At 63.8% G+C, this 19,646-nt stretch carries 14 protein-coding genes and 3 pseudogenes; 12 read left to right on the top strand and 5 right to left on the bottom strand.

Features of this window, described 5'->3' with window-relative positions:
- Positions 1–2,241 (bottom strand): annotated as a pseudogene (locus O7A61_RS23595) (peptidoglycan-binding protein); the annotation flags it as partial.
- A gap of 455 nt (positions 2,242–2,696) precedes the next feature.
- Here O7A61_RS23595 and O7A61_RS23590 point away from each other — a divergent pair.
- From O7A61_RS23590 to O7A61_RS23565, 6 genes and pseudogenes are all read left to right on the top strand, one after another.
- Positions 2,697–3,158, top strand: a complete 462-nt coding sequence (locus O7A61_RS23590) for a MerR family transcriptional regulator (RefSeq protein ID WP_140772191.1) — start codon at positions 2,697–2,699, stop codon at positions 3,156–3,158.
- A 261-nt stretch (positions 3,159–3,419) separates the two neighbouring features.
- Positions 3,420–5,210 (top strand): acyl-CoA dehydrogenase, encoded by a 1,791-nt coding sequence (locus O7A61_RS23585; protein ID WP_337131842.1) that lies wholly within the window; start codon positions 3,420–3,422, stop codon positions 5,208–5,210.
- A 46-nt stretch (positions 5,211–5,256) separates the two neighbouring features.
- Positions 5,257–6,429 (top strand): acyl-CoA dehydrogenase family protein, encoded by a 1,173-nt coding sequence (locus O7A61_RS23580; protein WP_337131841.1) that lies wholly within the window; start codon positions 5,257–5,259, stop codon positions 6,427–6,429.
- 34 nt (positions 6,430–6,463) lie between these two features.
- Positions 6,464–7,672 carry an acetyl-CoA C-acetyltransferase gene (locus tag O7A61_RS23575; RefSeq protein WP_337131840.1) on the top strand — a complete coding sequence of 403 codons (1,209 nt, stop codon included), beginning with the start codon at positions 6,464–6,466 and terminating at the stop codon, positions 7,670–7,672.
- Positions 7,673–7,685: 13 nt separating this feature from the next.
- Positions 7,686–9,905 carry a 3-hydroxyacyl-CoA dehydrogenase NAD-binding domain-containing protein gene (locus O7A61_RS23570; RefSeq protein ID WP_337131838.1) on the top strand — a complete coding sequence of 740 codons (2,220 nt, stop codon included), beginning with the start codon at positions 7,686–7,688 and terminating at the stop codon, positions 9,903–9,905.
- A gap of 3 nt (positions 9,906–9,908) precedes the next feature.
- Positions 9,909–10,452: pseudogene (locus O7A61_RS23565) on the top strand (thioesterase family protein).
- A 24-nt stretch (positions 10,453–10,476) separates the two neighbouring features.
- On the opposite strand, the gene O7A61_RS23560 reads toward O7A61_RS23565, so the two are convergent.
- The gene (locus O7A61_RS23560) at positions 10,477–12,123 is read right to left on the bottom strand and encodes an ankyrin repeat domain-containing protein (RefSeq protein ID WP_337131837.1); all 1,647 of its coding nucleotides are present in this window, start codon (positions 12,121–12,123) and stop codon (positions 10,477–10,479) included.
- A gap of 282 nt (positions 12,124–12,405) precedes the next feature.
- Between O7A61_RS23560 and O7A61_RS23555 the strand changes: the two genes are divergently transcribed.
- Positions 12,406–13,041: a S24 family peptidase gene (locus O7A61_RS23555; protein ID WP_140507580.1), complete on the top strand. Its 636-nt coding sequence runs from the start codon at positions 12,406–12,408 to the stop codon at positions 13,039–13,041.
- 9 nt (positions 13,042–13,050) lie between these two features.
- On the top strand, positions 13,051–13,902 hold the full coding sequence (locus O7A61_RS23550; RefSeq protein ID WP_442921107.1) for a thermonuclease family protein: 852 nt from the start codon (positions 13,051–13,053) through the stop codon (positions 13,900–13,902).
- Here O7A61_RS23550 and O7A61_RS23545 read toward each other — a convergent pair.
- The gene (locus O7A61_RS23545; RefSeq protein ID WP_337131835.1) at positions 13,868–15,514 is read right to left on the bottom strand and encodes a lysine--tRNA ligase; all 1,647 of its coding nucleotides are present in this window, start codon (positions 15,512–15,514) and stop codon (positions 13,868–13,870) included. The two genes, O7A61_RS23550 and O7A61_RS23545, sit on opposite strands and share 35 nt — an antisense overlap.
- A gap of 159 nt (positions 15,515–15,673) precedes the next feature.
- Here O7A61_RS23545 and O7A61_RS23540 point away from each other — a divergent pair, with 159 nt between their 5' ends.
- Positions 15,674–16,087 (top strand): tellurite resistance TerB family protein, encoded by a 414-nt coding sequence (locus O7A61_RS23540; protein WP_027141975.1) that lies wholly within the window; start codon positions 15,674–15,676, stop codon positions 16,085–16,087.
- Between the two features lie 106 nt (positions 16,088–16,193).
- On the opposite strand, the gene O7A61_RS23535 is transcribed toward O7A61_RS23540, so the two are convergent.
- Positions 16,194–17,045: a transporter substrate-binding domain-containing protein gene (locus tag O7A61_RS23535; protein WP_442921106.1), complete on the bottom strand. Its 852-nt coding sequence runs from the start codon at positions 17,043–17,045 to the stop codon at positions 16,194–16,196.
- Positions 17,046–17,303: 258 nt separating this feature from the next.
- Here O7A61_RS23535 and O7A61_RS23530 point away from each other — a divergent pair, with 258 nt between their 5' ends.
- From O7A61_RS23530 to O7A61_RS23520, 3 genes are all read left to right on the top strand, one after another.
- Positions 17,304–18,035, top strand: coding sequence for a helix-turn-helix transcriptional regulator (locus O7A61_RS23530; protein WP_027141973.1), 732 nt, complete (start codon positions 17,304–17,306; stop codon positions 18,033–18,035).
- A gap of 98 nt (positions 18,036–18,133) precedes the next feature.
- Positions 18,134–18,772, top strand: coding sequence for an acyl-homoserine-lactone synthase (locus tag O7A61_RS23525; RefSeq protein ID WP_027141972.1), 639 nt, complete (start codon positions 18,134–18,136; stop codon positions 18,770–18,772).
- Complete coding sequence (locus O7A61_RS23520; RefSeq protein WP_027141971.1) at positions 18,769–19,518, top strand: enoyl-CoA hydratase-related protein; 750 nt, start codon at positions 18,769–18,771, stop codon at positions 19,516–19,518. Before O7A61_RS23525 ends, O7A61_RS23520 begins: the two co-directional genes overlap by 4 nt.
- On the opposite strand, the pseudogene O7A61_RS23515 reads toward O7A61_RS23520, so the two are convergent.
- Positions 19,515–19,646, bottom strand: a pseudogene (locus O7A61_RS23515) (IS481 family transposase); the annotation flags it as partial. The gene O7A61_RS23520 and the pseudogene O7A61_RS23515 overlap by 4 nt on opposite strands.

The raw sequence follows: 19,646 nt of genomic DNA, 5'->3' as shown, positions 1-19,646 counted from the left end.
AGCAGGCTGGTCCTTTCCGGCGGTGGCGTCGGAACCGAGTGCGGCCATCGCGGCGGCGGCTGCTGCTTCCGCGGGTGAGCGCGCGCCCGGCCGGGCAGACAAGCCCGTTTCAACGTGCAGAGCCGGCTCGCCGGGCTCGGCGCGCAATATGGCCGCGGCACGCGCGTCCAGATCGGCCATGCCAGTCAGCGGCTGCGGCTCGTCCATTGTCATCGACGGTGCGTTCACGGCCATCTTGGGCCGCCGTGCGCCGCGCCAGCCGCTCGGTTCGGTCGGAGCCGCATCGAAGAGTTCGCTTACCGCTTCGGACGGATCGCTGGTTTCCAGCGAACCCAGCCTGTCGACGATCTTGAGCAATGTATCGTGAATGGCCTCGAAGGTGCGCGAATTGCGCTCGTCGGAACGCCGCGTCAATGTCTCCAGCGTCTTCAGGTCCTGGGCAAGGCCAGATACCGCGGCTGTATTGGTGCTCGTTCCGGCCAGCGAGCGCACCGCGTTCTCAGCCGCCTCGCGTGCGGCACCGAGGATGGAATCGCGGGTCCCGGCCAGCGCTTTTTCGATTTCGTTGAGGCGCGGGCTGATGTCCTCGAAATCCGGCAGCGGCGTGCTGGGCTTGGAAAGATGCGCCGACAGGCCGGCGACCTGCGCCTCCAGGCTGCGGATCAGCGCCGGATCGATGCCGGCCACTTGAGCCGCCGAAGCGTCCAGCCGGCTTGAAATGTCCTCGAGCCGGCTTTCCAGCCCGCGGATCGCCGCCTCGCCGGCGGGATCGGGAGCGCGCGTTTCCATGCGCTTGGCCAGTGCTGTGAAGCGGGCGTCGATGGCGTCCATGATGCCGGCGCTGTCGACCTGCGCCATGCTGCGCTGATCCAGCCGGTCGGCAACCTCGTCCAGCCGGCGCTCGAGATCGCGAAACAGCATGTTGCCCTGTTCGATGGCGTCGCCCTGGCGGCGCTCCATCATGCCGGACAGCACGTCGAAACGCTGCTCAAGCCCCTGGAAGATGTAGTCGGCGTCGGGCATGGCCGGCGCCTGATCGATCTTGTCGGCGATCAGCGCGATCTGCTTTGCGAGCCGTTCCATCGCCTGCTCGGGCAGGTTGGCGCGGCCGGCGAGGTCATCGACCCGGCTCGACAGCGTGTTCAACCGGTCGACCACGACATTGCCGGGACGGTCCTGCGCCACTTCCTCGATCTGCTGGGCGAGCGAGTCGATCCGCTTCTCGATGCGCTCGAAGGCTTCGTGGTCGATTGAATTGGCCTGTGCGGCGACTGTCGAGGCTACGATGGCGCGGGAAATCTCGTCCAGCCGCTCGTCTATCATGGCCAGCGTGCCGCCGCCGCGATTGTCCTGCTGGTTGGCGAAATGGTCGACCGCCCCAGCCAGTGTGCGGACCTTTTCCTCCAGCGAACGCAGCGACAGCGATTCCGGCAGGTTGTTGACGGCGTTGCTGATCTGCTCCAGCCGATCGGTCAGGGCCGCAAGGGCGGGATCGTCGGAGCGCTTGCGCTGATCGGCGTCGACGCGGTCCTCGAAGGCAGTCCAGCGGCGATCGAAATCGTCCCAGCGGCGGTCGACCTTCTGCACGCTCTCCTCGCGCGCCAGCGTGTCGAGAGCGGCCTTGACCTGCTCGAGTTCCAGTCGCAGCAGGTTGACGCTCCTGTCGTCACTCTTCTCCGACAGCGATTTGATGGCGCCGGACAGCCGCTCGAATTCCACGCCGAGTTCGGCGCTGCCCTTGCCTGTCGCGCCGGGCTTGGCGCTCGCCTGGAAGGCGCGGTCGATGTCCTTGCGCAGCGCGTCGAATTCGCGCTGCAGGCCTGAAGTCACCTGGTGGCGCAGTTCTTCGCGCATGCCGCGCAGCTCGCCCGCGATCTTGCCGACCATCGCGACGCTGTCTTCCTGGCCGCGCACGCGGTCGATGTCGCGCGCGATTGTCTGGTAATTCTGGTCGAAGGCAGGCGAGGGCGCCGGGTTGTGCGCACGCGGTGCCGGCTGCGGATCCTCATACCAGCGCTGCTGGGCCGTCGGTTGCGCGGCGGGATAATGCGGTTCCGCGGCGGGGTAACGCGGGTCGGCGCCATATTGGCGAGGAACGGGCCGTGCCGTCGCGTCCTCACGCGTCTGCCCCAGGCGCTGTTCCAGGGTCTCCAGCGAGCGGTTCAGCTGCTCGAGCGTTGTCTGTGGCTTGCGCTGCCTGCCGGCATTGAGTGTATCGAGGTAGGACCGCTTGCTGTTCATCGGTGCGTCCGTCTTTCAGATTGGCCGGCTTGCGACCAGCTCCCCAAGTCCCTGCCGGAACGAGGCGACCGCGCTTCCATGCCACGGTGGAAGACAAGCTTCCCGGGTTTCACCCCGCGCTCCGAAAAACCGTGAAAATTCGATACAGGATAACCACGGATAGCCGACACGCGCACATTTCGCCCAACGTGGTAAACAACGCGTTAACCAAGCTTAAGAAGTTGCAAGGAAGTTGGCGGTCTCGATTTCCGGTGCGGCATAAAGCACCGTTCTCAGAACGCCCTTGCGTCATGAGGCGGCTCTCGGTATAGAATTGACGTAAACGTAAATGGCGCATCAACTGTGCTGTTTTGCGATTTGTTTGTTGAAACCACGGCTGGAAGCACGCCCCCGCTTCCAGTCAGGCGACGCATGGTCCGGGACCGCGACGCCACCAGACGGGGAAGCCAGTGACCATGAAACTTATCTCGGCCGGCGAGACCGCGGCCAATACCAATAATGCATCCGTCGAAGTCGGCGAGGATCTCTCCCGCATCGGCGAAATGGCCAAAAAGTACGGCGTGACGCTGCGCACGCTGCGCTTCTACGAAGACAAAGGCCTGCTCCACCCGCAGCGCGACGGTTCGACCCGTCTCTATACGCGCCGCGACAAGGCCAGGCTGAAGCTGATCCTGCTCGGCCGCAAGGTTGGGTTCTCGCTGCGCGACGTCAAGCAGATGATGGACCTCTACGATCCGACCGGTTCCAACACCAAGCAGTTGCGGTTGGCGCTGGACAAGTCGGAGAAGCAGCTCGCTCGCCTGCAGAAGCAGCGGGCACTGATCGACGACGCCATCAATGAGCTCGGCGGCTCGATGTCGGCGGTGCGCCAGATGTTGGCCGAGCGTTCGACGCCGCACGCGAGCGTCGCGAGCTAAGCCACTCTCCGACACTGTCGGACCTTCACCATCAAAGCCGCGTGGCCATGCTGCGCGGCTTTTCGCTGTCATGGCCTGCTGTTTCGCGCTGGCTTGCGCAATGCCGCAACGCTAGGCTCCGCGCGCGCGGCGACGGAATCTTGTCGCATCGAAATATTGACGTTTACGCAAACGTCAATATTTGCTATTGCCACTTCGACATTGGCCCGCTTGCCGCGCACGGCTTGATTTCGGGGCCTTATCCGCATGGTGGAGGAAAGCATGCCGATCTACAGGGCCCCGGTCCAGGACACGCTGTTCGTGCTCAACGAAGTGCTGGGCTATCGGCGCTATTCGAACCTTCCCGGATTCGCCGACGCAACGCCCGACGTGCTGGAGGCAATTCTCGCCGAAGGGGCCAAGCTCGCCGAGAACGTCATGCATCCGCTCAACCGTGTCGGCGACATGGAAGGCTGCGTGCGCCATAACGACGGCTCGGTGACCACGCCCAAGGGCTTCAAGGAAGCGTTCGACCAGTATCGTGAAGGCGGCTGGATGGGTCTGGCGGCCCCCGTCGAGTTCGGCGGCCAGGGCCTGCCCTATGCCGTGCACACGGCGGTGGCCGAATACATGGTGTCGGCCAACATGTCGTTGATGATGTATCCCGGCCTGACCCAGGGTGCGATCGCGGCCATCATCACCCACGGCACCGACGAGCAGAAGGCGACCTGGCTGCCCAGGATGGTCGAGGGCACCTGGACCGGCACCATGAACCTGACCGAGCCGCATTGCGGCACCGATCTCGGCTTGCTGCGCACCAAGGCAGTGCCGAACGGCGATGGCACCTACAAGATTTCAGGCCAGAAGATTTTCATCTCGGCCGGTGAGCACGACATGTCGGACAACATCGTCCATCTGGTGCTGGCCCGTATCGAAGGTGCCCCCGAAGGCGTCAAGGGAATCTCGCTGTTCATCGTGCCGAAGTTCAAGCTCGATGCGTCGGGCAATCCGGGGACAAGGAACACCGTTTCCTGCGGTTCCATCGAGGAGAAGATGGGCATCCACGGCAATTCGACCTGCGTCATGAACTATGACGAGGCTGAAGGCACGCTGCTGGGCGAGGCCAATGGCGGCCTGAAGGCGATGTTCACGATGATGAACGAGGCGCGGCTCGGCGTCGGCCTGCAGGGGCTGTCGCTGTCGGAGATCGCCTACCAGAACGCCGTCGCCTACGCCAAGGACCGTTTGCAGGGCCGCTCGCTGTCGGGCCCTAAGTCGCCGGAGAAGAAGGCCGACCCGATCATCGTCCATCCCGACATCCGCCGCTCGCTGATGACCATGAAGGCTTTCAACGAGGCCGGCCGCGCGCTGGCGCTGTGGACGGCGATCAAGTCCGACATCGCGCACCGCTCCGCCGACGACAAGGACCGCCAGGCGGCCGACGACTACACCGGCCTGATGACGCCGGTGGTCAAGGGCGTGCTGACCGACAAGGGGTTCGACCACGCCGTGATGGCGCAGCAGGTGTTCGGCGGCCACGGCTACATCGAAGAGCACGGCATGAGCCAGTTCGTGCGCGATGCCCGCATTGCCATGATCTATGAAGGCGCCAACGGCATCCAGGCGCTCGACCTCGTCGGCCGCAAGCTCGGCTTGAACGGCGGCCGCGCCATACAGGCCTTCTTCAAGGAGGTCGGCGAATTCTGCGAGGAAAACCGCGCGGACGAGAAGATGGCGCCGTTCACCAAGGGTCTGAAGAAGGGCCTCAACGATTTGCAGGCGGCGACCATGTGGCTGCTGCAGAACGGCATGGCCAAGCCCGACAATGCCGGTGCGGCCTCGACCGACTACATGCATCTCTTCGGCCTCGTAGCGCTGGGTTACATGTGGGCGCGGATGGCCAAGGCGGCACAGGGCAAGACGGGTGCCAACGGCTCCCAGCCTTTTTACGACAACAAGGTCGTGACGGCGCGCTTCTTCATGGAACGGATCATGCCGGAGACCTCGGCCCACCTCGCCCGGATTTCGAGTGGCGCCGATACGCTGATGGCCCTGCCGGCGGAAGCGTTCTAAACTCGGTCTCGCTAGCCTTTCTGTCTGTCGATACGCGGAGGAAATCGTGGCGACAAATCCCGCCGAAGTGCTCTCTTTGCCGAAGCCAGCCTGGGCGGCCGACGAGGTCGGCATGCTCTACGACATGGCTATCCGCTTCATGTCGGAGGAGATCGCACCGCGCTACGACGAGTTCGAGAAGAACGAGATGGTCGACCGCGAAAGCTGGCTGAAGGCAGGTTCCGCCGGCCTGCTCTGCGCCTCGATGCCGGAGGAATATGGCGGCTCGGGCGGCACCTTCGCGCATGAGAGCGCCATCATCGAGGCGATCGGCCATGTCGGCGTCGATGGTTTCGGCATCGGCCTGCACAATTCGATCGTCGCCCCTTACATCCTCCATTACGGTTCGGAGGAGCAGAAGAAGAAATGGCTGCCCAAGCTCGCCACCGGCGAACTGATCGGCGCCATTGCCATGACCGAGCCTGGCGCCGGTTCCGACCTGCAGGGTGTCAAGACGCGTGCCGAGAAGGACGGCAACCAATACAAGATCAACGGCTCCAAGACCTTCATCACCAACGGCCAGCTGGCGAACTTCATCATCGTCGTCACCAAGACCGATCCGGAGAAGGGCGCCAAGGGCACCTCGCTGATCGTTATTGAGACCGATGAAGTGGAGGGGTTCGAACGCGGCCGCAACCTCGACAAGATCGGGCTGAAAGCCAACGACACATCGGAGCTGTTCTTCAACGACGTGCGTGTGCCGACCTCCAACCTGCTCGGCCATGAAGAGGGACAGGGCTTCGTCCAGCTGATGCAACAATTGCCGCAGGAGCGGCTGCAGATCGGCACCGGGGCGATCGCCATGATCGAGCGGGCGCTGGCGCTGACCATCGACTACGTCAAGGAGCGCAAGGCTTTCGGCAAGGCGATCATCGACTTCCAGAACACGCAGTTCAAGCTGGCTGAATTGAAGACAGAGGCCACCATCGGCCGCGTGTTCTACAATGACTGCGTCACCCGCCACATCAATGGCGGGCTGGATCCGGCAACGGCCTCGATGGCCAAGTACTGGCTCTCCGACCTGCAGGGTAAAGTCGTCGACGAATGCCTTCAATTGCACGGCGGCTATGGCTACATGAATGAATATCCGATCGCCCGCATGTTCCGTGACGCCCGCGTCCAGCGCATCTACGGCGGCACCAACGAGATCATGAAATTGCTGATCGGACGCTCGCTCTGAGCAGCTCTCTTCAGCGAACCCAAGGAGCATGAAAATGGCCGAAGCTTATGTCTATGACGCCGTTCGCACGCCGCGCGGCAAGGGCAAGAAGGACGGATCGCTGCATGAGGTACCGGCGGTGCGGCTCGCCGCCAGGACGCTCGAAGCCTTGCGCGACCGCAACGGGCTGGACACCGGCACGGTCGACGACATCATCTTCGGCTGCGTCGACCCGGTCGGCGAGGCGGGTTCCGTCATTCCGCGTGCCGCCGCTTTCGAGGCCGGCTACGACACCAAGGCACCCGGCATGCAGATCTCGCGCTTCTGCGCCTCCGGATTGGACGCGATCAATTTCGGCGCCGCCAAGATCGCGCAGGGCGCCGATGAAATCGTCATTGCCGGCGGCGTCGAATCGATGTCGCGCGTCGGCATGGGCATGTCCGGCGGCGCCTGGTTCATGGATCCTTCGGTCGGCCTGCCCGGCTGGTTCGTGCCGCAAGGCATTTCGGCCGACCTGATAGCCACCAAATACGGCTTCTCGCGCGACGACGTCGACGCCTACGCGGTCGAGAGCCAGAAGCGCGCCGCAAGATCCTGGGCCGATGGCCGCTTCAAGAACTCGGTCATACCGATCAAGGACCAGAATGGACTCACCATTCTCGACCATGACGAGCATATGCGGCCGTCGACCGACATGCAGTCGCTCGCCTCGCTCAATCCGTCCTTTGTCATGCCCGGCGAAATGGGCGGCTTCGACGCGGTGGCGGTGCAGAAGCATCCCGAGGTCGAGGAGGTCAACCACGTCCATCACGCCGGCAACTCGTCCGGCATTGTCGATGGCGCGGCGGCCGTGCTGCTTGGTTCGAAGAAGGCCGGCAAGACGATGGGCCTCAAGCCCCGCGCCCGCATCCGCACCTTCGCCAACATCGGCTCCGAGCCGGTGCTGATGCTGACCGGCCCGGTCGACGTCACCGAGAAACTGTTGAGGCGTGCTAAGATGAAGCTGTCGGACATCGACCTGTTCGAGCTCAACGAGGCCTTCGCCTCGGTGGTGCTGCGCTACATGCAGGCTTTCGAGATCCCGCACGACAAGATCAATGTCAATGGCGGCGCCATCGCCATGGGCCATCCGCTCGGGGCCACCGGCGCGATGATCTTCGGCACGGTGCTGGACGAACTCGAGCGCCGCGACTTGAACACCGCGCTGGTGACACTGTGCATCGGTGCCGGCATGGGTACCGCAACCATCATCGAACGCGTCTGACGGGGAGAGAACGATGAGCTACACCAATTTTACCCTCGACATCGACGCCGATGGCATCGCGCTGGTCACCTGGAACAGCCCGGACCGCTCGATGAACGTCTTCACCGAAGAGGTGATGCGCGAGTTGAACGCCATCGTGGACAAGGTGGCCGGCGATCCCGCCATCAAAGGCGCGGTGATCACCTCCGGCAAGGACACTTTCTCCGGTGGCGCCGACATCACGTTGCTGCAGAGAATGCTGACCAGCTTCGCCACTGACAAGGTCAGGGATGTCGAGAAGGCGACCAGGGCTCTGTTCGACAGTGCCGGCATCATGACCGGCCTGTTCCGCAAGCTGGAAACCTGCGGCAAGCCATGGGTCTCGGCGATCAACGGCACATGCATGGGCGGCGCCTTCGAAATGTCGCTCGCCTGCCATGGCCGCGTCGCCGCCGACTCCGACAAGGTCAAGATGGCGCTCCCCGAGGTCAAGATCGGCATCTTCCCCGGTGCCGGCGGCACCCAGCGCGTGCCGCGGCTGACCGACCAGCAACAGGCGTTGCAGATGCTGACCTTCGGCCAGACCCTGTCGCCGCAGAAGGCGAAGGCGATGGGCCTGATCCACGAGATCGCCGAACCGGCGAAGCTGATCGAGACCGCGAAGGCGATGATCAGGAACGGCCTCAAGCCGGTGGCGCCGTGGGACGAGAAGGGTTTCAAGCTGCCCGGCGGGCCGATCTATTCGGCGGCCGGGGCCAATCTGTGGCCGCCGGCCATCGCCATCCTGCGCCGCGAGACCCATGGCAATTACCCGGCCGCCGCCGCGATCCTGAAATGCGTCTATGAGGGCCTGCTGGTGCCCTTCGACACTGCGCTCAGGATCGAGCAGCGCTATTTCACCGAGATCATGCAGAGCAAGGAGGCGGCGGCGATGATCCGCTCGCTGTTCGTGTCGCTGCAGGAGCTGAACAAGGGCGCGCGCCGCCCGGCCGGCGTGCCGGACACCAGGTTCAAGAAGATCGGCATTCTCGGCGCCGGCTTCATGGGCGCGGGCATCGCCTATGTCACCGCCAAGGCCGGCATTCCGGTGGTGCTGCTCGACCGGGATGTGGAGGCGGCCGCAAAGGGCAAGGCACATTCCGACAGCCTGATCTCGGATCAGGTCAAGAAGGGTCGCGCCAGGCCCGAGGAGAAGGACAAGCTCCTGTCGCTGATCACGCCGACGGCAGACTATGCGGACCTCGCCGGCTGCGATCTCGTGGTGGAAGCCGTGTTCGAGGATTCCGCCGTCAAGAGGAACGCCACCGAACAGGCGGAGGCCGTGCTGAAGTCGTCGGCGATCTTTGCCTCTAACACCTCGACCATTCCGATCACCGGCCTGGCCAAGAATTCGGCGCGGCCGAAGAATTTCATCGGCATCCACTTCTTCTCACCGGTCGACAAGATGATGCTGGTCGAGATCATCCTCGGCAAGAAGACCGGCGACAAGGCGCTGGCGACCGCGATCGACTTCGTGCGCGCCATCAAGAAGACGCCGATCGTCGTCAACGATACGCGCGGCTTCTATGTCAACCGCTGCGTGCTGCGCTACATGTCGGAAGCCTACAAGATGCTGATCGAAGGCGTGCCCGCGCCGATGATCGAGAATGCGGCGAAGGCCGCCGGCATGCCGGTCGGTCCCTTGGCGCTGACCGACGAGACGGCCATCGACCTCGCCCAGAAGATCATGAAGCAGACCATCAGGGATCTCGGCGACAAGGCCGTCGACCCTAGGCAGATGGCACTGATCAACACCATGGTCGACGACCACGGCCGCCTCGGCCGCAAGAACGGCAAGGGCTTTTACGACTATCCGGCCAAGCCCGCGAAGAAGAAGCTGTGGCCGGGGTTGAAGGACCTCTATCCGCAGCTCGCGGCCGAGAAGGTCGACTATGAGGAGCTGCAGCAGCGCCTGCTGGTCACCATCGCGCTCGAAGCGGCACGCGTGATGGAGGAGGGTATCGTCACCGACCCGCGCGAGGCCGATGTCGGCTCGATCCTGGCCTTCGGCTTCGCGCCCTATACCGGTGGCGCGCTGTCCTATATCGACGGGATCGGCACCAAGCAATTCCTCAAGATCGCCAAGGGCCTGCAGAAGAAGTATGGCGCCGAGTTCAAGGCGCCCAAGCTGCTCATCGACATGGCCGAGAAAGGTGAGACCTTCTACGAACGCTTCGATCCCCATGCGAAGGGCGATGTGAAGCAGGCAGCCTGACATATGTACGTCTGGGCGCGCATGGCGCGCATGCTGGCCACGGCGCGCAGGCGTGGTCCCTATCTCATGGGCGGCGAAGGCCGGCTGGCCTTTCGCTGCCTGCCGACCGACATCGATTTCAACGTCCATCTCAACAATGCGCGCTACATGATGCTGGCCGACCTTGGCCGCATCGATCTGTTTGTCCGTGCCGGCCTCATCACGCTGGCGAGGAAAGAATGGCTGGGCGCCGATGATGGGCGGGCTGCAGGCCGTCTACGCCCGCGAGATACGGCTGTGGCGCCGCTTCGAAGTGGTGTCCTCGATCGAGACCTGGGAAGGCACCCAGGTCATCGGCAAGCACCGCTTCGTCCTCGACGATGGCGAGACGGCCGCCCTGATCCTGACGACGGCCGGCGTCTATGACCGCAAGGCGCGCCGCTTCCTCGACATTGACGAGGTAGTCGCCGCACTTGGCCGTGCGGTGAACCCGCGGCCACCGACAGAGCCGGAACGGATTTTCATGACGTCGCACCAGGGACTGCGCGGCCTGGCCAAACGGACCTGATCGCGCTCCGAAGCCCGGTATTCGTCACGCCGCCGCACTGAGCAGGAAATCTGTCACTTCGTCCGAAAAGACCATCGTACGATCCTCGAAGACGACATTCCGCGTGCCATTCGGGTCCGGCCGTCCGCTCGGCATCCCATGCGCCACGAGCGCCTCGGCGCAACCAAGCCAGTCGCCGTTCGCCTCCGGTTCATTGACCGAACCCCATCCGAGCGTTCCGCGCACGTCGCCGCCGAAACCATGCTGTTCTTTCCAGTTGGCGCCGTTTTCGAGCAGGAAGCGGGTGAGATCGGCATGGCCGCGAGACACCGCGTGGTTCAGCGCGGAGGCATCCCAATCGCCGCCGCGCACGGCGATCGGCCAGCCCAGATCGACCATGGCTCTCACCGCCTCGGTGCAGCCTTGCGCAGCAAGCTCCGGCAGCAGGCGCAACTGCGTGTCCGACAGCGAGTGGGGCAAGTCCGGGTGCTGGGCCTTTATCCGCCGAGCCGTCGCCTCGTCGCCCGCGGCACACGCGGCGATGAACTGCTCGTCATCGGGAAGCGGTCCATTGTCCGCCCATCGCCGCAGCAGCGCGGCGACATCGGTCAGCCCAAAGCGCAGGGCGATCAGATAGGCACTCGCCCCGTCGGGCGTGCGAACCGCAGCATCGGCACCGGCGGCAAGCAGCGCTTCGATGTGGGCGGCAGAGCGCCGCCGCCGGAGCGCCCACAAAAGCGGCCTGCCCCAGTCGGATGTCGGCTGGCTTGTGGCGCCTTCGTTCGGATTGGCATCGGGTGCCGCGAGCAGGAGGCGCAGCGCCTCGATGCTGTCGAGGTCAAGAATGCGATAGAGCGCATTGGAGCCGGTGACGCGCGCGCCCGCGGCAAGCAGCAGCCGGGTGCAGTCCGGATTTTCGAGCGAGTGATAAAGCGACTCGCCGTCGTTCGGATTGGCGCCGGCGTCGAGCAGCAGCTTTGTCAGCACGGGATCGTAGTTCTGACCGGCAGCGCCGTAGAGCGCGGACAGCGGGAACTGTTCCGAGGGCTTTTCCACGGACGCCGGCGGCCAACGGCTGCCGACGGCCTGGTCTGGTTCGGCACCTGCTTCGAGCAGCAGTTCGGCACAGGCATGAAGCGGTTCGCGAAAGCGTGGCAGCCGGAGCAGACTGGAATGCGCCACCGCCACCAGCGGCGGCAGGTTGAGCGGACCGCCCGGGCGATTGATCCACCCTGGGTCCCGCTCCGTGAAGCCGCGCAGGATGGCTTCATTGCCAACAGCGCAGGCGAGATAAGGATCGCCTGCAACGAGATCCGGATGCTCCTCGACCATCCGCGCGGCGGCGGCCGGGCTTGCCCGGTTCGTACCGCCGCTGATGTCGCCGGCATAGACGAGGCCCACCCAATTGCGGATCGAGCCGGCACGGTCGGTTCGGTAAGCGCGCTGCGCCGCGACGAAGCTGCTCATGTCCGACCAGGACGGGAACCCATAGTCCCGCGCAAGGCAGGACTGGGCATCATGAAGACGCAAGGCGAGGCTCTTGATCGCCTGGTCGGACTTGCCCATGGCTGCCGGCAGGGCATTTCGAAGGCGCTCGAGCGCATCCGGATCGCCGCGTTTGTAGTCCGCGAGCAATTCCTTTGCTTGCTTCTTCAACAGATCGAGATTGGGCCGGTTGGGGAGCTGTTTCATAAAAACCTCCGTGCGTGAAGTGCCGAAGGTCCGCAAATCGGCAGCACAAAGGTTTGGCTACAAGCTCATCAAGACAAGTGGGTTCAACCCTTCCCGCGGACCCGGATACGGCTTGTACCGCAGGCTGAACATAGGGCTATCCTCCCGCGGCGGTCAATAAGGATACGACCTTTGTCACGAGCGGCCGCACTGCCGGCGATCCGTCATCGAAACGGTGGACAACCAACTGGTCGCGGGTTAGACAGGCAAGGCATTTTTTCCTGTTTCGAAGGAGAGCACGTCATGCTCTCACACGACCGCGTCTGGGCTGCCATCGATGCTCTTGCCGAGCGCTATTCGCTTTCGGCTTCGGGTCTGGCAAGGCGCGCGGGACTTGATTCGACCGCCTTCAACAAATCGAAACGTCTCTCGTCCGACGGACGGCCGCGCTGGCCTTCGACCGAATCGCTGGCCAAGATCATCGAGGCCACGGGCGCTTCGCTGGACGAATTCACGGGACTGATCGAAGGCCGGGGCGCATCGCCTGCCAGCCGGCGCGCCGTGCCGTTGCTCGGCTTTGCCCAGGCAGGCGCCGGCGGCTTCTTCGACGATGCCGGCTTTCCCGCCGGGCAGGGCTGGGATCTCGTCGAATTGCCTGCGCAATCGACCGAGAGTTCCTATGCGCTGCAGGTGCAAGGGGATTCCATGCTGCCGCTCTACCGCAACGGTGACGTGCTCATCGTCGAGCCGGGCGCCGCCACCCGCAAGGGCGATCGCGTCGTCGTCAAGACCACATCAGGCGAGGTGATGGCCAAGGTGCTCGAACGTCAGACCGTCAAGTCGATCGAACTGGTCTCGCTCAATCCGGAGCATCCGGACCGCGACATCCCCATGCGCGAGGTCGAATGGGTGGCGCGGATCGTCTGGGCAAGCCAATAGGTGCAACGGGTGCGACTTCCTCATCTTGTCCTGGCGGTTCTGATGGTTACGGTAATGGCGGCGCTGGTCGTTGCCGGCGGACGCACGCTGAAAGGCAGCGCAAGCACTGTTGCGGTGGATCAGATCGATCCCGGCGCCGATACGATCCCGCGGGCTGACAGCGGGACGCTACCAGAAGAACCTGCCACCTCAGCCATACCTGCTCCGCAGCCGCCAAAACCGGCGGCGCATTCGCGGGCGATCGATCCGCAGGTCGTCGCGCGGCCGGAACTGCCCGCCGGAGAGCTCGAGCGGGTCGAGCCGCGCGAGCCGTTGAGCAAGCTGGCGCTCGCCGTGCCGCCCAAGCCGAAGATGCCCGACGACTGGAACGGCACAAAGCTGTTCCAGCCGGTCGCCCCGGCCGCCGGCCTGATCGAGGCGAAAGGCTATTCGGTCGCCGTTTCCGGCATCGATGTCGTCGGGCAGGACGAGACCTGCACCACCGATGGCAAATCCTGGCCGTGCGGTGTCCGTGCCCGCACGGCGTTCCGCGCCTTCCTGCGCGGCCGCGCCGTGATCTGCACGGTGCCGCCTGAAGGTGGTCGCGACCGGATCGCGGCGGAGTGCCGGATCGGCAAGCAGGATGTCGGTCAATGGCTGGTCGAAAACGGCTGGGCGCGCGCCGCCAAGGGCGGGCCCTATGTGGAAGCGGGTGACAAAGCACAAAGCGCGAAGAAAGGCATTTTCGGATCGGCGCCGAACCTTGCCGGCATCTCGGCGGCGCCGGCCGCACCCGCCCCGGCGCCTCAGGTGCCGGGCTCGATCCTGGAAGAGGATGGCGGCGTCCTCAAGCCAGCTGACCAGCCAATGCCTTCTGAATGAGCGAGCGGGTCTCGGTGACGCCGTAGAGGGCGGCGAAGGATCCGAAGCGTGGGCCGCGTTCCTGGCCGATCAGCACCTGATAGATCATCTGGAAGAAGGCGCCTGAAACGCCGGGGCCGCCTTCCGGGCTCTGCTTGGAATGATCCTGGTAGCGTTCGATCTTGCGCGCCACGTTGAGCGAAGCGTTCTGGATCGCCTCGCCGCTGGCTCCCGCCGGCAAGTCGCCAAGAGCCTTTTCAAGAGCCAGCAGCGCTTCGCGCTCGACCTCGTCGGCCGGCCGAAAGGTCTTCGTCGGCTTCACGAAATCGTCGAAATAGCGGATCGCATAGCCCGTCAGCCGGTCGAGCTCGGGATGGGTGGCAGGCGTCACGCCCTGCACGTGGCGCGAGATGAAGCCCCACAGCACGTCCTTGTTCTGCGCATTGGAGGCGCTGACCAGGTTGAGCAGCAACGAGAAGGGCACCGGCATGTCGATGGCGGGCGGATTGCCGTCATGCATATGCCAGACCGGGTTGCCCAGCCGCTCCTTCCAGTCCTGACGCGGGTATGCGGCGAGGAAGGTGTAATATTCGTCCACGGCCCGCGGGATGACGTCGAAATAGAGCTTCTTGGCCTGCCGCGGCCGCTGGTACATGTAGAGCCCCAGGCTCTCGGTCGGCGCATAGGTCAGCCATTCGTCGATCGTCAGGCCATTGCCCTTCGACTTGGAGATCTTCTGGCCGTTCTCGTCGAGGAACAGCTCGTAGACGAAATGCTCCGGTGCCCGCCCGCCCAGGATGTTGCAGATGCGGTCATAGACCACCGCATTGGTCTGGTGATCCTTGCCGAACATCTCGAAGTCGACACCGAGGGCCGCCCAGCGCATGCCGAAATCCGGCTTCCACTGCAGCTTCACCCTGCCGCCGGTGACCGGCAGCGTGGTTTCGGTGCCTTCATCGTCGAAGGTGATGGTGCCGGCCTTGGCATCCACATGCTTCATGGGAACGTAGAGCACGCGCCCGCTCTTCGGCGAGATCGGCAGGAAGGGGCTGTAGGTCGCCTGCCGCTCCGGCCCAAGCGTCGGCAGCATGACCGCCATGATCTGGTCGTAGCGTTCGGCGGCGCGCAACAGCATCGCATCGAAACGGCCGGCCTTGTAGTACTGCGTCGCGCTGGCGAATTCATAGTCGAAGCCGAACGTGTCGAGGAAGCGGCAGAGCATCGCATTGTTGTGGTCGGCGAAGCTCGCATAGTCGCCGTCAAATGGATTGGGTACCGACGACAGCGGCTTGTGCAGATATGGCTCGAGCGCTGCGCGATCAGGCACGCTGTCGGGTATCTTGCGCATGCCGTCCATGTCGTCCGAAAAACACAGCAGCTTGGTCGCGACCTTGTCCTGCGTCAGCACGCGGAACGCATGACGCACCATCGATGTGCGCGCCACTTCGCCGAACGTGCCGATATGCGGCAGGCCCGACGGTCCATAGCCGGTTTCGAACAGGATCGATTCTGGAAAATTGGCGCCCTTGTAGCGTTCGATGATCTTTTTGGCTTCCTCGAACGGCCATGCCTTGCTCTCGACCGCGGCCGTCAGCAGTTCGGGATTGAGATCGATGATGTTTGATCCCGCCATGGTCCTGTTTTCCAAAATTATTCGCCGCTCTGGCTGCAAGTGTCGATTTTCAACCGGTCTCTAGGCGCGCGTGGCCGGAGCGTCAACGCGTGGGGCGCTTTTTCCTTGCGGCCTCGGGCTCCCCTTCCTACCTTCGAAGCCCGTTCAAGGAGCAAAAGAATGCCGTCGCCCACCCCGCACGAAGCCCTGATCTATCTGATGGTCATCACTTCGGCCTCCGACCGGGACATGACCGACGTCGAACTGGCCAGGATCGGCGACGTCGTCCGCTCATGGCCGGTGTTCGAGGATTTCAGGCAGGACCGGCTGGTTGCCGTGGCCCAGGCCTGCCAGAAGATGCTGCATGAGAAGGATGGGCTGGAAGGTGTCCTGACCCAGGTTGCGGAGGCGCTGCCGGAGCGGTTGCGCGACACTGCCTACGCAGCCGCCTTCGAGGTCGCTGCCGTCGATCTGGAGATGCGGCTGGAAGAGGTGCGCGTGCTGCAGCTGATCCGCCGTCAGCTCGATCTCGACACGCTGACCGTCGCGGCGATCGGCCGTGCGGCGAAGGCAAGGCTTCGCACGCTCACCTGACATCGGCCTGAACAAGGGCTGTTGAGATTCAGGTCAGGCCGGCGTCACCTGAATATCGGCTGTCCTTAGAAGAAACTGACGGACCGGATCAGAAGACCGGACCGGATCAGAAAAAACTGACCGGGAAATAGCGCAGGTAGAATTCGGCGAAGGTGCCTTTCATCGAAATCTCCTGCAACGCGTAGTCGAGTGCCGCGGCCAGTGCCGGATTGTCCGCTCGCGTGGCGATGGCCATGCCGGTGCCCAGATATTCGGGCGCCAGGTAGGGGCCGCCGGCAAAGCGGCAGCAGCCGGCGGCATCGGAGCCGCCCAGCCAGAAGGCGAACCGCATGCCGTCGCCGAAGGCGGCGTCGATCTTGCCGGCCTTGAGGTCGCCGTAGAGGGCTTCCGGTCTGTCGAAGGGGACGACCTGGACCGTGCCGAAATAGTCGCGCAGCATGCGTTCATGCGCCGAGCCTGATATCACGCCGACGCGCTTGCCGTGCAACTTGTCGAAGATCGGTTCCGCCAGCGCCTTGTTTTTCGGCATGATGAAGCGCGCCGGGAATTGCAGGTAGGCGCGCGAGAAGGCGTATGTCTGTCGCGACTGCGGCGTTGCGGCAATGCCGGCGATGATCGCTTCCCCTTCGCCTTTCTCGAGCGCGCCTTGAAGTTCCGCCCAGGGCAAGGCCTGGATCTGGCACTTGTCGACGATATCGAGTTCCGCGCAGATGGCGCGCGCCAGGTCGATATGGAAACCGGACAGCTTTCCCGAACCATCGAGGAAATTGAAAGGTGGAAAATCCGTGGTCGTCAGGAACCGCAGCCGCGGCAGTGCCGAAAGGTCTGGCTTGGGCAGCCGCTCCTTGGCGTCCCATAGCACCGGTACCTGCGGCTCCGCCGCGCGCGCTCCGGGAACCAAAACCAGTGCCGCGATGAGCGCCGCTGTCAGGACCTGAAACCTCCATTGGAACGCCACGATAGAACTCCCCGCACCGTGCTCGTGCCGGTTTTGGTATGAAAATGGTACAGGCACAATGCTTTTTGATTTCAACGCTTCGATTTCGGGATATGATTTGGTGGGTTTGCACACAGCGGTGGCTGCCCTGGTGGGGGTACCAGGGTCGAGAACCACAACCGGAAGCGGGCGCTTTGCAATTCCTGGTCGGTGGCGAAGTGCCGGCATGGCGTGGACCATGGACTTCAATGCATAAGGCAACATGGGGTTGATGTTGCGATGAGTCAGTTCGATCGGACGCTGGAATACATGGACCAGCTGCAGCACGCCGCAACGGCGGCCGCGGTCTGTGAGAAACTGTTAGGCGTAACATCGGAGTTCGGCCTGACCGCGCTGATGGCCGGAACCGTTCCGCGGCCGGGCACGCCGACGGGGCAGCAAAAGCAGCACGTGCTGCTTTGCGACTGGCCGGTCGAATGGCTCGAGCGCTATGTGACGCGCAACTATGTCGATCACGATCCCGTCGTCAGTCACATGAAACAGCTGCAGGCGCCGTTCCAGTGGCGGGAAGCTGCCCAGGGCGTTCGCATCGACAAGAGCAGTGGCGAAGTGATGGGTGACGCCGGCGCCTTCAAGCTGCGCGACGGGCTGGCCTTCCCGCTGATCACGCTCGATGGCGAAATCGTCATGGTGTCGCTGGGTGGCGAGGCCGTGGAACTGTCGGCGGCCGAGTTCGGCCTGGTCTCGCTGGTCTCGACCTATGCCATTGGCCGCGCCATGCAACTTCACACCATGGCGGCCACGACCATCGATCACATCGAACTGACGCCGCGCGAACGCGAGTGCCTGCAATGGGCCGCGGTCGGCAAGTCCGAATGGGAGATTTCGCAAATCCTCGGCATCTCCGAACACACGTCGGAGAAACATCTTCTTAACGCCAAAAGCAAACTCGGTGCCGTCAACCGAGTGCAGGCAGTCGCCGAGGCGATAAGGCGCGGCTACATTAGCTAGGTCGGCCGTGCAGGCCTAGAACTTCTTGCCTACGTGATCACGCAATTTTCGCATCGAAGCACGGCCGTATCTTCCCCTGAAACACAGGAGACTACGGAATGCTTTTTTGTCTTTCGACCAAGGAATTGATGGAACGCCCCGACCTCTGGGAGGCCGTCCATCGGCTGCGCTACCGGATATTCGTCGAGGAAATGGGATGGGAGGACCTGCGGCGCCCCGACGGTTTTGAGGTCGACCAGTTCGATCATGACGAGGCGGTGCATCAGATCGTCATCAGGGGCGATGAAGTCGCGGGCTATCAGAGGATGTTGCCGACCACACGGCCGCATCTGCTGACCGAGGTGTTGACCGATCTCTCCGAAGGAACGCCGCCGGCGGGCCCCAACATCTGGGAGTTGACCCGCTATGCGGTGGCTCCGGGTTTTCGCGATGGCCGGCGCGGCGTCTCGACCGTCGGCACGGAATTGATAGCCGGTTTCGTCGAGTGGGGTCTCAAGCGCGGCGTCGACAAGGTCATCATCGAGTTCGAGCCGATGTGGGTGCTGCGCGCATTGCAACTGCACTTCCTGGCGACGCCGCTGGGCTATCAGCGCACCTATGGCAACCAGCAGGTCGTGGCGACGCTGCTCACCTTCAACGAGCACACGCTGGACGTGGTGCGTTCGCGCCGCAATCATCATGCACCCGTCCTGGCCAGGGGATATCCCGACATGTTCGGCCAAAGGAGGGCGTCATGAACGCGCACCCGCAACCCGAACTGCGCAACCATGCGCTGATCGTCACCGTGTCGTCGAATGACGGCCGGCCGGTGCTCGACAGGAGGGCCTATGAGAGCCTTGCCAGGACGTTTCATGAAGCCGCCGAGAACGACGAGGTGCGGGTCGTCGTGCTGCGCGGCCTGGCGGGCTGCTTCTGTCTTGGCGGCGACTTTTCCGAATTCCTGGACGCCACCAAGCATCAGAAGCTGATCGCCGCCGTCACCGACATGTTCCGCATGCTGGCAACGTTTCCAAAGCCCATCCTGGCCTGTGTCGACGGCGATGCCGTCGGCGTCGGCTGCACCATCCTATTCCATTGCGACATGGTGATCGCGTCAGAAAAAAGCACGTTCCGGGTGCCGTTCGTCGATTTCGGCCTAGTGCCCGACGCGGCGACCAGCATCCTGGCGCCGCAGAAGCTCGGCTATGCCGGTGCCTTCCGCTTCTTCTGCCTTGGCGACACGCTTCGTGCCGAAGATGCCAGGGCGCTCGGCCTGGTCGCCGAGATCGTCCCGGAAGGCAGCGTCGAGGAGGCGACGCTCGGCCGGGCCAGGCAGTTGGCCAAAAAGCCGGTTGCGGCGTTGCTGCAGACGCGCGGCCTGCTCAAGGGCAACACCACCGCGCTTTGCGAGCGCATCGATGAGGAGATATCGCTGTTCCAGCAGGCGCTGCAGGACGACGCCACGCTGCGACGGTTACAGCGGATCGCGCGCCTGGCGGCCTAATTGTGGAGCCTCAACAGGTTGTCCTTGGTCAGGCCCAGGCGACTGATTGGCGGTTTGGACTTTAGGCTCCCGTGCGGACGGTGCCAATTGTACCGATGCAGCCATATGGGCAACTCGGCGGCGCGATG

The organism is Mesorhizobium sp. Cs1321R2N1 (genome assembly GCF_037179725.1).
Taxonomy (GTDB): domain Bacteria; phylum Pseudomonadota; class Alphaproteobacteria; order Rhizobiales; family Rhizobiaceae; genus Mesorhizobium; species Mesorhizobium salmacidum.
Note: the sequence above shows the minus strand (reverse complement) of the source record. Positions and strands in the feature narration are given on the sequence as shown.

Bases quoted from the DNA above. Each gene is read 5' to 3' on its own strand.
- O7A61_RS23590 (WP_140772191.1), top strand. From the start codon at position 2,697: ATGAAACTTATCTCGGCCGGCGAGACCGCGGCCAATACCAATAATGCA.
- O7A61_RS23585 (WP_337131842.1), top strand. From the start codon at position 3,420: ATGCCGATCTACAGGGCCCCGGTCCAGGACACGCTGTTCGTGCTCAAC.
- O7A61_RS23575 (WP_337131840.1), top strand. From the start codon at position 6,464: ATGGCCGAAGCTTATGTCTATGACGCCGTTCGCACGCCGCGCGGCAAG.
- O7A61_RS23570 (WP_337131838.1), top strand. From the start codon at position 7,686: ATGAGCTACACCAATTTTACCCTCGACATCGACGCCGATGGCATCGCG.
- O7A61_RS23560 (WP_337131837.1), bottom strand. From the start codon at position 12,123: ATGAAACAGCTCCCCAACCGGCCCAATCTCGATCTGTTGAAGAAGCAA.
- O7A61_RS23555 (WP_140507580.1), top strand. From the start codon at position 12,406: ATGCTCTCACACGACCGCGTCTGGGCTGCCATCGATGCTCTTGCCGAG.
- O7A61_RS23545 (WP_337131835.1), bottom strand. From the start codon at position 15,514: ATGGCGGGATCAAACATCATCGATCTCAATCCCGAACTGCTGACGGCC.
- O7A61_RS23540 (WP_027141975.1), top strand. From the start codon at position 15,674: ATGCCGTCGCCCACCCCGCACGAAGCCCTGATCTATCTGATGGTCATC.
- O7A61_RS23530 (WP_027141973.1), top strand. From the start codon at position 17,304: ATGAGTCAGTTCGATCGGACGCTGGAATACATGGACCAGCTGCAGCAC.
- O7A61_RS23525 (WP_027141972.1), top strand. From the start codon at position 18,134: ATGCTTTTTTGTCTTTCGACCAAGGAATTGATGGAACGCCCCGACCTC.
- O7A61_RS23520 (WP_027141971.1), top strand. From the start codon at position 18,769: ATGAACGCGCACCCGCAACCCGAACTGCGCAACCATGCGCTGATCGTC.